The 13,069-nt window shown below is 50.5% G+C and carries 10 protein-coding genes; 5 read left to right on the forward strand and 5 right to left on the reverse strand.

Annotated features, from left to right (window positions below; all coding sequences use genetic code 11):
- Positions 1 to 24: 24 nt before the first annotated feature.
- Complete coding sequence (locus EPA93_RS38315; RefSeq protein WP_129892575.1) at positions 25 to 1,068, reverse strand: tetratricopeptide repeat protein; 1,044 nt, start codon at positions 1,066 to 1,068, stop codon at positions 25 to 27.
- A 664-nt stretch (positions 1,069 to 1,732) separates the two neighbouring features.
- Between EPA93_RS38315 and EPA93_RS38320 the strand changes: the two genes are divergently transcribed.
- Positions 1,733 to 3,010 carry a S1C family serine protease gene (locus tag EPA93_RS38320; protein ID WP_242527225.1) on the forward strand — a complete coding sequence of 426 codons (1,278 nt, stop codon included), beginning with the start codon at positions 1,733 to 1,735 and terminating at the stop codon, positions 3,008 to 3,010.
- A gap of 94 nt (positions 3,011 to 3,104) precedes the next feature.
- On the opposite strand, the gene EPA93_RS38325 is transcribed toward EPA93_RS38320, so the two are convergent.
- From EPA93_RS38325 to EPA93_RS38335, 3 genes are all read right to left on the reverse strand, one after another.
- Positions 3,105 to 3,881 (reverse strand): hypothetical protein, encoded by a 777-nt coding sequence (locus EPA93_RS38325; RefSeq protein WP_129892577.1) that lies wholly within the window; start codon positions 3,879 to 3,881, stop codon positions 3,105 to 3,107.
- A gap of 333 nt (positions 3,882 to 4,214) precedes the next feature.
- Positions 4,215 to 4,982, reverse strand: coding sequence for an anti-sigma factor family protein (locus EPA93_RS38330; RefSeq protein ID WP_129892578.1), 768 nt, complete (start codon positions 4,980 to 4,982; stop codon positions 4,215 to 4,217).
- A gap of 124 nt (positions 4,983 to 5,106) precedes the next feature.
- A complete protein-coding gene (locus tag EPA93_RS38335) occupies positions 5,107 to 5,778 on the reverse strand; it encodes a sigma-70 family RNA polymerase sigma factor (RefSeq protein ID WP_129892579.1) in 672 nt (223 codons plus the stop codon).
- A 328-nt stretch (positions 5,779 to 6,106) separates the two neighbouring features.
- Here EPA93_RS38335 and EPA93_RS38340 point away from each other — a divergent pair, with 328 nt between their 5' ends.
- From EPA93_RS38340 to EPA93_RS38350, 3 genes are all read left to right on the forward strand, one after another.
- Positions 6,107 to 7,138, forward strand: a complete 1,032-nt coding sequence (locus EPA93_RS38340; RefSeq protein ID WP_129892580.1) for a LacI family DNA-binding transcriptional regulator — start codon at positions 6,107 to 6,109, stop codon at positions 7,136 to 7,138.
- Positions 7,139 to 7,324: 186 nt separating this feature from the next.
- On the forward strand, positions 7,325 to 7,558 hold the full coding sequence (locus tag EPA93_RS38345) for a hypothetical protein (protein WP_129892581.1): 234 nt from the start codon (positions 7,325 to 7,327) through the stop codon (positions 7,556 to 7,558).
- 258 nt (positions 7,559 to 7,816) lie between these two features.
- On the forward strand, positions 7,817 to 8,938 hold the full coding sequence (locus EPA93_RS38350) for a citrate synthase (protein ID WP_129892582.1): 1,122 nt from the start codon (positions 7,817 to 7,819) through the stop codon (positions 8,936 to 8,938).
- A gap of 4 nt (positions 8,939 to 8,942) precedes the next feature.
- On the opposite strand, the gene EPA93_RS38355 is transcribed toward EPA93_RS38350, so the two are convergent.
- The gene (locus tag EPA93_RS38355) at positions 8,943 to 10,865 is read right to left on the reverse strand and encodes a protein kinase domain-containing protein (RefSeq protein ID WP_129892583.1); all 1,923 of its coding nucleotides are present in this window, start codon (positions 10,863 to 10,865) and stop codon (positions 8,943 to 8,945) included.
- A 719-nt stretch (positions 10,866 to 11,584) separates the two neighbouring features.
- Between EPA93_RS38355 and EPA93_RS38360 the strand changes: the two genes are divergently transcribed.
- Positions 11,585 to 13,066: an APC family permease gene (locus tag EPA93_RS38360; protein WP_129892584.1), complete on the forward strand. Its 1,482-nt coding sequence runs from the start codon at positions 11,585 to 11,587 to the stop codon at positions 13,064 to 13,066.
- Positions 13,067 to 13,069 lie beyond the last annotated feature (3 nt).

The following is a 13,069-nucleotide window of genomic DNA, read 5'->3' on the forward strand; positions in this document are numbered from 1 at the left end:
CTGACTATCGCACAAGAAATGGAGCTACGAGTGCGAGCTCTGACGAGGGGAGCGTACTTTTTTCTGGTACATCATCTTTACGGCTTTTTCGCGAATGCGGCGCGCGGGAGGGTATTCCTCATCGAGGCGCACGGCCTGCTCTGCTGCGCGCGTAGCCTCTCGATACCGTTCCAGGCGGTAGAGCGTATCGGCTTTTAAGGTCCAGAAGCGCACATTGGTTGCGTCAAGCTCCAGTAGACGATCCAAGGCTTCAGTGGCTTCCTCATAGCGACCAAGGCCTCGCAAGCCACGCATATAGTTTTCGTGGGCAAAGAGATTATCAGGTGCGAGCTTGAGCAGCTCTTTCGTGATTTCTACCAGGGAATTGTATAGCTCCAGGGAGCGCAGGGCCTGAGCTGCCTGGGTCAGGGCCGCCAGATCGGTAGGATTGACTTGCAGAGCCTTGCGGGCCGTTGCAATAACCTCGGGCATGCGCCTGAGTTTAAGCAGCGCCTCACCCTTCATTTGGAGCGAGAATAAATACTGCTCGTCCTGCGCCAGACTTTGCTCAAAGGCCTCTAAAGCTTCTGGCAGGAAATTGAGGTTGAATAGGGCAACCCCTTTATTGGCCCAGGCGCGCGCGTCGCCCGGCGCGAGTTGCACGGCACGTTCAGCACTGCGCAGCGCTTCGGGAAATTTTTGTTGGAGCAGCTGCAGACCACTGCGGTTAATCCAGGCCAACGGCAAATGTGTGTCAAGTAAAAGAGCCTGGTCATTAGCGATAGTGGCTTCTGAGAAGCGTTCAAGTTTTTGGAGCGCGCGGGCCTTATAGGCCAGACCGAGCGCCGAAGTGGGATTGACCTCAAGGATGTGTTGGGCCGTAGCATATAGCGATTCAAAGCGGCCTATCCCATCAAGAGAAATAGCTATGCCAAGTAATGCATCCTCGTCCTGCATGTTATGATCGAGGAGCTGTAAAAAAGTTTCGCCTGCCTGAGACCAGCGTTTAGCTTGCAAATGCTCATGAGCTTGCTTGCGTATACATTCGATCTCACTCGCGGTTACTTGTTGGCTTTGTTGTTCACTCAAATGTCTGTCCTCGGGAAGGATAGGTTCGCTCCCCTACCTTTTTCAGTTTATTGTTCGACCTTGCTAATTTCTGCCCTATTAGTTTCAACATTATCTCATTCTCGGCCAGTATGGGCAAGTCCTTCATGCTATATTGCTATATGGCCTGGGCTTTCTTATTCTCAAAAGTAGGATTGTTAGGGGGACATTACGATCAAGCAAATTATGTCGCGAGCGAGCGAAGCAGCCAGTGCTTCGGAGCCCGAAAGGGCGTCCTTGCCTGCTTGAGCTGTTTTTAAGTGCCGCTATAGCATTATCAAGAGGTAGGGACGCGCCAATAGCGACGGTTAATGAAGTCATCGCCTGGACGTTTGGCCAGACAGGCATAGCTGCTCCCAGGCCTGCAAAACGTTGAGGATGCTCTGATAGGCAAGAGCATTTTTCGGATTGACGATAAGCCTGGCAACAAAAGCTGCAGTATTCGGCAGTAGCGAAGCATAGGGATGAAAAGCCTGTCAAGGTGATTGACGCTAGATAAGGTTAGCTATACAAATTTTTTACAAATTCCTCAAAGTTTTCTGAAAATGCGTCAGTACAATATACGTAGGTAAAAAGAAAAGCGTGTTAAGAATGTGTGCCTGGTAGTGAATGAATGAAAGATCGAGAGCATGGGAGGCCTGTAAAGATGTCATACTCGAATATTAATGATGACTCGTCTCTTTATCAACCGACGCAACCCTATCAGCCTGCATCAGGCGGGCAACCAGCGCCGCAGCCGCAGCCACAACAACAGCAGCAAACTGCGCCAGGTGGAGGGACGAAGATGCCCGATAGAACGCCTCACAGAAGTGGTCTGCGCACGGGAGCTATTATTGCCCTTGTTGTAGCCCTTCTCCTGGTCTTTGGCGTGGGTCTGTTTGCCGGCTGGCAGTTTAAAAGTTCTACCATGGCGGCACCTGCACCAGAGGCAACGCTGCAGCCGGGAGCTAGTCCCCAGGTTACGGTTCCTCCTGTTTCTGGGAACAATAATATAGAAGCAGTGCGGGTAGCTGTGATCGCCAAGGTACGGCCAGCTGTTGTGCAAGTCAATGTTGCGACAGCAAGAGGTGGAGGAATTGGTTCGGGCGTAATCATTGATAAACGTGGCTATATTGTAACCAATAATCACGTAGTTGAGGGCGCTCAGCGTATGCAGGTAGTGTTGTACGATGGAGCCAAGCTGGATGCTCAGTTGGTGGGCACGGATGCTGCCGATGATCTTGCCGTTATAAAGATCAACCCGCCTGCCAAGATGGTAGTAGCTACCCTCGGCGATTCTTCTAAGCTTCAGGTAGGGCAAGACGTATTGGCGGTAGGCAATCCTTTAGGGATTACGCAGACCGTGACAAATGGTATTATCAGTGCGCTGGGACGACGTGTCGATGAGTCTGGTGGAACAGTTATTCCTAATGCCATTCAGACAGATGCTCCCATCAACCCTGGCAATAGCGGTGGAGCGCTCGTGGATTTAAAGGGCAATTTGATTGGGATACCAACCCTGGCCGCCGTCGATCCCGAATTTAATACACCTGCCAATGGCGTAGGCTTTGCCATTCCTGTCAACCGGGTAAGCTTTATCGTGCCGCAGATCATCCAGAATGGGGCAGTGACACACAGTGGACGGGCTGGTCTTGGCGTTAGCGTTGCGGCGGTCGATCCCACGGTCGCGGCACAGGATAACCTTGCCGTTGATTTCGGCGCCCTGATTGTCAATGTGACAAATGGCCAGTCGGCGGCTCAAGCAGGCTTGCGTCCTGGTGATGTCATCGTCCAGATTGATAATCAGCAGGTGACTGATACTACAGTGCTTGCCGATATTCTGGCGAGCAAGAATCCTGGCGATAAGGTTGCAGTGAAGATTTATCGTGGCAACCAACAAATGACTGTCAATGTCACCCTTGGCGAGTTGCAAGTGAAGAGCTGATACGATCTTATTAAAGTATAGGGCCCCTTCTCCGCAAAGGGGTCCTATTGCTGCTATTGGGCAAGCTTAGAGATTGAGCTGGCGAGGGAAGACTTCAGGAGGGCACGCTTTGCTGGGAATGAGCATCGGGCGTTGGAGAGGTTGGCCGGGCGGCGCTTGAACGTCGGCTGGCCAGCAAGACGCCAATAAAGAGAATAATCCAACCCAGGGCCATGATAAGCCAGAAAATATTCTCAAGACCAAGCACCCGCGCTAGCGTGCCAGCGGCCGCATTGAAGAGATCTCCAACCAAAATCAGGATATTTGCCCATAGAACGTTGCTGGTACGTAAGCCAGCGCCCAGGCTTTGTTGCTTGCGCAACAATTTCCAGCCAGAGTAGATAGCCACTCCTACGACCGTCACTACACCCAGCGTATTGAGAATAATCAGGAAGACCAGCCAGGGTCCCGGGCGCAGAGTGCCGGTGCCCGGCGTTCCCACAATCTGGCTGAGGACAGGCATGTTAATGCTGGCGAAGAAGATAAAAAAGGTGGCCAGGACACTCAAGAGATAGAGAAGGGTAAGATAAATACGCGTGATCTTGCCATTACTTACCAGAGCTACGCTGCCCAGACCGAGCCAGGCCGGCGTAAGGGCGCCTCCGAGAATATAGTAGATGCGAAAAAGTATAGTGCCGGCAAAGCTAGTTGGCCCTGTGAAGATCATACACATATAGGCCACAGTCGCGAAAAACGCCATCAGGAGCGCCATGCTCCAGTAGAGCTGATATATGCGGCGGCGACTGATAAATTGACGTAGTATCACGCCCGCGAACAGACCTGTTACGATCACATTGATGATCGGGGGAAGCAGCAAAAGCGTGCTATTCATGAGTAAAAAGCCTCAAATCATAATAGGTTTGGTAGCTTATGCAAGCCAACGCCCCAACCGTCTTGCTTTGCTTATAGCGGATGAGGAGAGGCTATTATAGAGCTACCAGAATGCTGAAAATTGCGCAAAATTATAGATACTTCTAGTAGGAATATACAGAAAACTGAGAAGTGATGCAATAAACCGGATTGGCAAACATAGCTTCTGGGATCAAAGCTAGCGCTCTGGAAGCCCGAAGCTTTACTTCGCCAGACTGGCCAAAAACTGGGGCGTCTCTTTCAGGTGAGAGGCGTCCCGTTAATAAAGACTGACTTTGAAGCAAAGCCGTTTGGTCTAATTGCGGCGTTTAAAGTGAAGCAGCCCGCGGGCGTGAAGCGTAAGCAGGACAAAGCCAAGGATGCCTACAGCAAGCAGGAGAAGCCCCAGCCTGATGCGTCCCGCTTGTGTGCTGAGATCGAATACTGGGTGCACTGGTAAACCTGTAAGTTGCGGACCAAAGGCGTGAGGCGGGCTGGCAGGTTCCTTCTTAGCCTGTGCAGCTGGCGAGGCTTCTGGTGTGGCCTGCGTACGCTCTGGATGATCATTTGCGCTCATCGTATTGGCTGCCGAAGCTGCATAGGTAGCAGATGCCTCAACTGTTCCTGATGTCGCTACATGGCTATCAGCACTGCCGCCTGAGTTTGTAGGCACGCTTGATGCTACAGTGCCGGCTGTCTGGGGCAATGGAAAAGTGATCATACTGGAGAGGAGAAAAAAGATGCCGATCACAGCAGCCAGCGTACTGAGGGTACGGATCGTATAGCGCACAGAGGTTGGCCAGCCCTGGCGACGAGCTGGCTGAGACGGCACCTTTTCCTTGACCTGATGTTCTGTAGCAATGCTTACGGAACTATCAGCAGGTAGCACGAACGATCGCGGCAGCTGCGGCTGGGGGAGAGCATGCAATAACGCTACCACCTGCCGGAGATTGGCTAGCTCTTGCTGGCACTGTTCACAGGTTTTCAGGTGGGAATCCCACTGTGCTTGCTCCTCAGAGGCAAGTTGCCCATCAAGGAATGCTGAAAGCTGCTCATTTGTCATGTGCCGATCAAATTGTGCCACGCGAATTCTCCGTTATGGTATCATCCATCGATACTTCCACTTCTGGATTCCCACAGGCTAAGCCGCAGGAAGAAAGATTTACCTCCAAAGGAGGAATACAAGAGAAGACAAGCCTTAGCCCTCTTCATCTCTCCACCCCTCCTTCCAGAGGAGGAGGTTCTTGACTACTTTTGGTAAGACGATAGTCCCGTGGTAAAAGTTCCCTATATTGGTATAAATATTGGCGCAAGCGTGTTCGCCCTCGTGAGATGCGCGAGCGAACGGTGCCAAGCGTGGCCTGTGTCGCGGCAGCCACTTCCTCATAGGAGAGGCCCTGGATATCACAAAGCACAATGGCTGTACGCTGGTCAAAGGGGAGCTGCTCTAACGCTTGCTGTATTAAGCCTTGTAACTCCTGGGAAAGCAAGCTCTCTTCGGGATTATCCTCTATCCCTGTAGTGATCAGGGCGCTCAAAGATTCTGACGAGTGGGGTTCGTCCTCTTCTGTCAATAATTCTAACGACTCGGCTGGCCGGCGCTGGATGCGGCGCCAATGATCGTAGACCAGGTTGGTACCAATACGCAATAACCAGGCCCGGAAGGAACTTCCTCCGCGATAGGTCTGAACGCCCCGAAAAGCAGCAAGAAAGGCATCTTGCGTAATATCGGCAGCTGTATCGTAGTCTCCAAGCAGGCGAAAGATGGCGCTGAACATAATCGGCTGATAGTGCAAAATCAGCTGGTTAAATGCATTTACATCTCCGCGCTTGCTGCGGGCGATAAGGAGTTCCTCATCATCGCGCGCGAGCTTGTCCATGGGCTGCCTCACTTTGTACTGGTTTGGGCTAGTGTACCATATTTTGAAAAATACGACTATTGCCAGGCTTCCTTCTGGCAAGGCCGAAGCAGGTATATTCAGAAAGAATAAGTCTCTTCAGGCCTTGTTTTGTTGCGTCCTTGGCCAGAAATTCCTTGACAAGCTCGGATTTCCTGGGATATAGTGTTCAGGCAATCGTTTGCGCAAACGTTTTCTAGGCAAAAAAGAATCTCTAGAGGCGGCGCGAATGAGCAAGGCAATAGCTCACCAAAAATTACTATTGGTCAGCAGTTGTTAGCTGTGCTGCAGGGGTATTGTGTGAGGGACTATGGCGACTATTCGGGATGTTGCACTTTATGCCCAGGTATCAGCGAGTACAGTCTCACATGTAATTAATGGGACGCGCTTTGTTGATCAGGGCACGAGAGAGCGTGTATGCGCGGCGATTGATGCGCTTGGATATCGACCAAACGCACTTGCGCGCAGCCTACGGCGTGGCGAGACAAATATTATTGGCTTGCTTGTGCCTGATAACGCGAACCCGTTCTTTGCAGAACTGGCCCACGTGATAGAAGAGGCGGGATTTTCCAGGGGCTACAATCTGATCCTTTGTAATTCAGAAGCATCGGCGACAAAAGAAACAAGTTACATGCGGGTTTTGCTTTCTCGGCAGATAGATGGGCTCATCCTGATTCCTGCGGGGAATTATCATGGAGCTCTGGAGGCCGCTTCCAGCGAGGGATTACCTGTGGTGATTGTCGATCGTGGGCTGAGCGATTGGCCTGTGGATCAGGTAAGCGCTGACAATGAATTGGGAGGCTATCTGGCAGGGCAGCATCTGGCCAGCCTGGGACATCGGTGTGTCGGTTGCATCAGTGGTCCGGGCGAGGCAACGTCGAGTAGCTATCGTTTAAAAGGCTTTCGTCGTGCTTTGCAAGAGGGTGGGATAGAACTATCAGAGCGTGCCATCATTCAGGCTGATTTTCGTTACGCCAGCGGCGAGCAAGCCATGGCCAGATTATTGCAAGAACTGCCAGGGATCACAGCAGTTTTTGCAGCTAACGATCTCATGGCGCTTGGCGCTATGAATGCGCTACGTAAAGCTTGTCTTAGCGTTCCGGCGGACATCTCAGTTATCGGTTTTGATGATATCTTTCTAGCTGCAGCCATGTATCCAGCGCTAACAACTATTGCTCAACCGGTAAAAGAGATGGGTCAGGTAAGTGTCTCGCTGTTGCTCGAAAGGATAAAGCAACGCACATCTTATACGCCTGCTCGTGTAGTCTTACCAACGACGTTAATTGAGCGCGAAAGCTGTAGATATATTGGCAACAATGGACCAGGGTCTCAAGAAGCATAGCTGTCTGTGGCGCGATCCCTGGGCAATGCCGCGCATATGACCGGACGGCAAGCAGTGGTGTGCTGCCGGGCATTGTATGCGGTACTCTGTAAAGGCATTGTGCGCCCGCTTCTCTGTAGCTGAGATAAGCTATAGAGCTACGGGCGAATGAGGATCGTCAGTGTAGTAAAGAAGGATCATCATTGTATGAGCGATACGGAGAATTGCAGTGAAGTGGCTCGCTTACTCTCGCAAATTGACCAGGAGCTTGAGGCCGCTCAGCTAGGCTTAAATGGCCTGGCGTTGGGAGCTGCGCGCCACGATTTTATCAATGCGCGTCTTGAGCATGCAAGCGCCTGCCAGGAGCAACTGGCTCACCAGATCGGTGAGGCCGAGGCCAGACGTCTGCTCATCGAACACTATATCAAGGTACTTGGCTAGCCTGTAACCCTCAAGTCCGGAGGAGGCCTATCTTGCCAGAGATAGGAGTGGGCATTGTCGTCTCCATTTAAATTTTTGCTCGCTTGTTAGCTGGTTTCGTTGACACCGTTAATTTGAGGCGACTATAATATTTTACACAACCGCTTTTGGTTGGAATGGTATCAGTTTCTGCTTCGCCGTGGAAGCGGACGTGGCCTATGATGGGTCTCAGCCTGTAACCACCAGAAGTGAAGCCTACTTCCTCCGAAAGGATCTTCTATGTCCACAACAACCGAAGGTCTTGAAGACGTTGTAGCGGCTAACTCGCGTATCTGCGACATCGATGGTAAGCTCGGAAAGCTGACATACTTCGGTGTTGATGTTCACGACCTCGCTAAATATTCGTCATTTGAAGAGACCGCATATCTGCTCTGGCATGGTCAGTTACCCACGCAAGGGCAGCTTGAAGAACTGAAGGCGCAACTAAATGCTAGCCGGTCGCTGCCGAAGCGTTTCATCGATCTGCTCTGGCTTCTGCCGCCAAAATCTTCTCCCATGGAGGTTTTGCGTACCTCCATTTCGGCCCTTGCCGCATTTGATGCCGAGTCCTCCGGCGATGCTGAGAGCAACCTGGGGCGCGCTATTCGTTTGACTGCGGCTATGCCAACGATTGTGGCCAGCTGGGAGAATATCCGCAATGGAAGAGAGCCGCTTGCGCCCCTGGCTGATAAGTCGCATGCTACGAATTTTCTCTACATGCTGACTGGAAAGATGCCAGATGACTACACGGCGCACGTATTAGATGTCGCCTTAATTCTGCATGCGGATCATGAGCTCAATGCCTCTACTTTCGCCGCGCGCGTGGCGGCTGGGACTCTAGCGAATATGTATGCGGCCGTTACTGCCGCCATTAGTGCCCTCTCAGGTCCCTTACATGGTGGTGCTAATGAACAGGTGATGCGCATGCTCCTGCGGATTGGCGATGTTGGAGGCGCGGAGGCTTATATCCAGGATGCTTTAGCGCGCAAAGAGCGCATCATGGGATTCGGGCATCGCGTCTATCGGACTGAAGATCCGCGTGCGACGCATTTGCGTGCCATGTCGAAAGAGCTCGGCGAGCGCGCCGGTGATACACGCTGGTACGAGATGTCCCGGATCATTGAAGAATACATTAAACAGCATAAGGGTCTCAACGCAAACGTCGATTTCTATTCAGCCTCGGTCTACTATACGATGGGCATGCCTGTCGATCTGGATACGCCTATCTTTGCTTGTAGCCGTATTAGTGGCTGGACTGCCCACGTTCTGGAACAATATGCGAATAATCGCCTGATTCGACCGCGCGCAGAGTATGTGGGACCGAAAGTGACGCCCTATGTGCCTATTGAGCAGCGTGGCTAAGCTGTTACAATAGGCGCTGGATATCGCGTTTCAGCGCAAGATAATCCTGGTAGCGAGCCGTGTTATCTTCTAGCAGAGCACGGCTTAGAATCGCTTCAAGGTTTGACGAGATAGCTGGATTGAGCATGCGTACTGGCGGATAGGTTGGATAATGCGGCGGAGCCATATTGGTAAGAGCGTGATGCATGCTGGCGGCTAGCGCATAGATGCAGGTTCGCTGATCGTAAGGCTTATCCTGCACTGGTAGATAGGGTGAGATTATCAGCTTGCGTGTTGTACGCCTCCCGCTTCTTGCCGCGTTAGCCGGTGCTCTGGTAAGGGGCGCCAGGGGAATCTGAAAGCCGGTAAGCATGACACGGCCCCGTCCCCGCTCGATAATTATAGTGGCCGGTGAGATATCGTAGTGCCGTAGAGGCGGTCGCTGTTGCTCAAGGGCTATAAGCGTGTTGAGCAGCATATTCATATAGTTGAGAGCATCGTGCTCAGAGATTGGGCGCAGCGTGCGTTGTAAACGTTCTGCCAAACTTTCCCCATCGATATAGGCTAACACCATATAATAGTGCTTTCCTTCGGCAAAGCGGTCGAGCACGGCCGGAACCATCGGATGGCGCAGGCGGGCGAGCTGCTGAGTTGCCTGCTCATAATGGGCCACATCGCGGGCTCGATTAGCCAGCGGTCCGGCTGAGCATTCCCAGCGCTTGAGCACCACGGGCTGCCCGTTAGCCTGTTCGTCTTCGGCGGCTGCGACAGTGATGCGCGCATCCTCGCTTTGCTTAAGCACGCGCTGGATAGTATAGCGTCCCTGACGTACGCTGATGCCTACCAACGGACTATGCAGGACCTGGCCGAGTGTGATGGAGAGACGACCGCAGGCTGAGCAGCAGCGTTGCCCAAAGCGAATGGGGGCGCTGCAGTAGGGACAGTAGCGATTATCATTGTCTGTGCCACAGAAGTTGCAGCGCTGAGCTCCACTACGGTTCTGCTGTCCGCAGGCTAGACAGACATAGCGTTGGAGTGCTGTCTGTACGGCTTCGGCATATTGCTCGGCAAATTCGATAATGTTGTGGTAGCGCTGGCGGTAATCCTTGGCCATGGCGCGCATAAGAATTGCCGAAACCTCCACTGGAATGCGCGGGTTCCATTTTTGCGGCATGGGCGGAACTTCTCGCAAGTGAGCATTCCACATATCCTCAAGGCGAGAATAGACAAAAGGCGTTCGTCCGGCCAGCAACTCATAGCAGCAGATAGCAAGGGCATACTGATCCGAATCGCGGCGTGGATGACCTTGCCACTGTTCGGGCGGCATATAAGCTGCCGTTCCCGTTACCTCGCCAAGAGATGCGTGCGTTTGCATGCCGAGGTAGAAAGTGGTACCGAAATCAGAAAGCAGGATTTGTCCGCTGCGCCCGATTAAGAGGTTGCCAGGTTTGACATCTTGGTGGACCAGGCCAGTATTGTGGACATAATGTAAGGCATCGGCGGCCTGCTGTACATAAGGAATGAGTTCCTCAGCAAAGGCCAGGCGCCGGCTGCCATCCGAACGACGGAAAAGATCTAAAATGGTTTGGGGAGCATATTCCATCACGATGTATGGTTGCTCATTTTCTTTTAGCTGGCCGAAGTTATAGACGGGGAGAATATTAGGATGCTGCATTGTCGCGATACGGCGCGCTTCCTGAAAGAAGTTAGCCTGAGCTTTAGCTGTAAGTTTATCCATGCGAAGCACTTTGAGGGCTAGAATGCGGCTAAGCGGAATATCTTCTCTTACCTTGTAGACATAGCCATAACTTCCTGCTCCGATAAAACCTATAACTTCATAGGTGCCGATATGAGCTCCCTGGATCAGAAAGTCGCAGCGCTGACAGCAGATTGTACCGTCTGGATTGTCATGTCCTCCAGCAGCGTGCGGATTCAGGCAACGTGCCACGTATTTTATCCTACCTTTTGATCTATTGATGAGGGTGAGAAAGCCTGTACTTATTTTCTTATTTATTTACGTGCTGCGCTATGTCCAGGTTACGATTGTACACTACTGAGCGCGTTGATGCTATAGGCAAATAAACCAGTATGGCAAGCCTGGACGGTGTTCCCTCTATCTTTTCCTAAGCTAATAGGCTTTTGCTGGATGCTGATCAGTTTCTATCCTTTGATGGAAGAGCCTGTTTTTATGCTATTAAATGGTATTGCTTGCAATTGCCTTTTTGAAAATTAGAGATGATAGTAATTCTTATATCGTAAGTATAGACTACAATCTCTTTATTGATGATGAGCGTTTGCTGTAGTATCTCAATGCTAATTTACAATTTTTATATTCAATAAGTTATTGACTTTGTAAACGCTACTATGTTATTTTGTCCATAGTAATACTGCTCAGTAAAATAGCTCTATACACAAATTTTAAGCGTAGCACTTGCTAGATCACAAAAGTTGTTATTGAGCATATTTTTCAGCAACAGTATTTGCAAGCACGGAGGGGAGATACATGCTATCGTACTAGAGAAACGTTTTGATAGATAGAAAATATATGAGTAGATAATATAAAATATTCCTTTTATAGTGTTATGCTCATATTTTATCTTAATATCCATTTTGTGAAGATGGATATTCTTTTATTTCTTATATATTTCAGGGAAGAAAAATAGTTTTATGAACAAAAGGACTCTTGTTCACCCACATGCCCCTCATTCAGAAACCTATATTCCCCGCGTTTTACCAGGTGTATTGGGTAATTTTGATATGACGATGAATTTTGTAGCCGTCGTCTTTCTGGTAGTTAACTCAATTCGTGTCTCCTCTGCTGGACCAGTATCTATTTTCTATTGGTTCTTGGGTCTGATCTGCTTCTTTCTGCCAGCCCTGCTTGCTGTAGGACAACTGGGAAGAATGTATCCAAATGAGGGCTCAACATATAATTGGACTTATAGAGGCCTTGGCCGCTTCTGGAGCTTCTTCTGCACTCTCCTCTTCTGGCTACCTAATCCGGTTGGGATGGTTGGTGTGTTAAGCATGGCATTTTATTTTTTGCGCGGCCTCAATTCTGGTTGGTTTGTTGAGCCCTGGCAGCAAGGCGTATCAATAATAGGTGTGATCGTTTTTGTAGCCGTATTTTCATTGCAGCGTTTGCGCGTAATTCAAAATGTCGTCAATATTGTTGTATTACTAAATATTTTCAGTGTTGCCCTGGTGGGCCTGGCTGCTCTGATCTGGCTTCTGGGTGGGCACCAACCCGCTACAGATCTAGCATCTTCCAGAGCATGGGCGATCTCGCCTCAGAATATGTCCATGCTTGGGGTTGTAGCTCTGGCATATCTAGGATTGCATGTTCCTGCAATTTCTGGAGCCGAGACAACCAGCAAATTTTCGCCCACACGCTATTTGTTCTGGGGAAGTCTTATTGTTGTTCTTTCATATGTGATGGTAAATCTGGCTGTTCTACTGATAGAAGGCCCTCGTGTCGCCATACTTGGCCCCTTTGCTATCGTTGATATGGCTGATCAGGTCTTTGGTAAGACTGTGGGCAATATTGTGGCTGTGATCAATCTTGCTGCTTATCCTGTCAAATGTGCGATTACTAGTAGCATATTTGCTCGTCTCTTGATGGTCGCTAGCGTTGATCGTTTCTTGCCTCTTGGATTGTGCAAGCTGAACCATAATCGTGCTCCTGTGAATGCAATCTTATTTCAAACACTTTTAGCGCTTCTTTTTGCTGCCGTAATCTATTTCCTTCCATATATTACACCCCTATTAAATCCGCAAACCCTGAGTCCCGTGGTTGCCAGCGTCTGCCTGGCTATGCTCACTCTTCTGTGGACTCTCTCAACGCTTGTCATATTTATCAATTTACTGGTGGCCTATATACGAGACCGTCAGAAATTTCATCAGTGCCGGAAGGTACCGATGCCTTTGATCTGGCTCTCTATGTTTATAGGCCCGTTTGTATGTGTGCTTGCGCTCGTTGTAGTTTTTGCTGCCTCAGAGGCAGAGAATGTCCTTACGGATATGCGGTGGCAATTGCTCGTAGGTGGTCTGACTGTCATTTGTCTTATCCTGGCGTTTACGGCTAGTTTGCTGGTCACAAGCGAAGCAGCCTGGCAAGATCAGGCGCGCAATGAAGTTTCCTCTACTTAAAAC

The organism is Ktedonosporobacter rubrisoli (assembly GCF_004208415.1).
In the GTDB taxonomy this organism is placed as follows: domain Bacteria; phylum Chloroflexota; class Ktedonobacteria; order Ktedonobacterales; family Ktedonobacteraceae; genus Ktedonosporobacter; species Ktedonosporobacter rubrisoli.

What these genes read in the sequence shown, in the direction of transcription:
- EPA93_RS38360 (WP_129892584.1), top strand. Translation starts at nt 11,585, where the DNA reads ATGAACAAAAGGACTCTTGTTCACCCACATGCCCCTCATTCAGAAACC.
- EPA93_RS38350 (WP_129892582.1), top strand. Translation starts at nt 7,817, where the DNA reads ATGTCCACAACAACCGAAGGTCTTGAAGACGTTGTAGCGGCTAACTCG.
- EPA93_RS38320 (WP_242527225.1), top strand. Translation starts at nt 1,733, where the DNA reads ATGTCATACTCGAATATTAATGATGACTCGTCTCTTTATCAACCGACG.
- EPA93_RS38325 (WP_129892577.1), bottom strand. Translation starts at nt 3,881, where the DNA reads ATGAATAGCACGCTTTTGCTGCTTCCCCCGATCATCAATGTGATCGTA.
- EPA93_RS38340 (WP_129892580.1), top strand. Translation starts at nt 6,107, where the DNA reads ATGGCGACTATTCGGGATGTTGCACTTTATGCCCAGGTATCAGCGAGT.
- EPA93_RS38335 (WP_129892579.1), bottom strand. Translation starts at nt 5,778, where the DNA reads ATGGACAAGCTCGCGCGCGATGATGAGGAACTCCTTATCGCCCGCAGC.
- EPA93_RS38345 (WP_129892581.1), top strand. Translation starts at nt 7,325, where the DNA reads ATGAGCGATACGGAGAATTGCAGTGAAGTGGCTCGCTTACTCTCGCAA.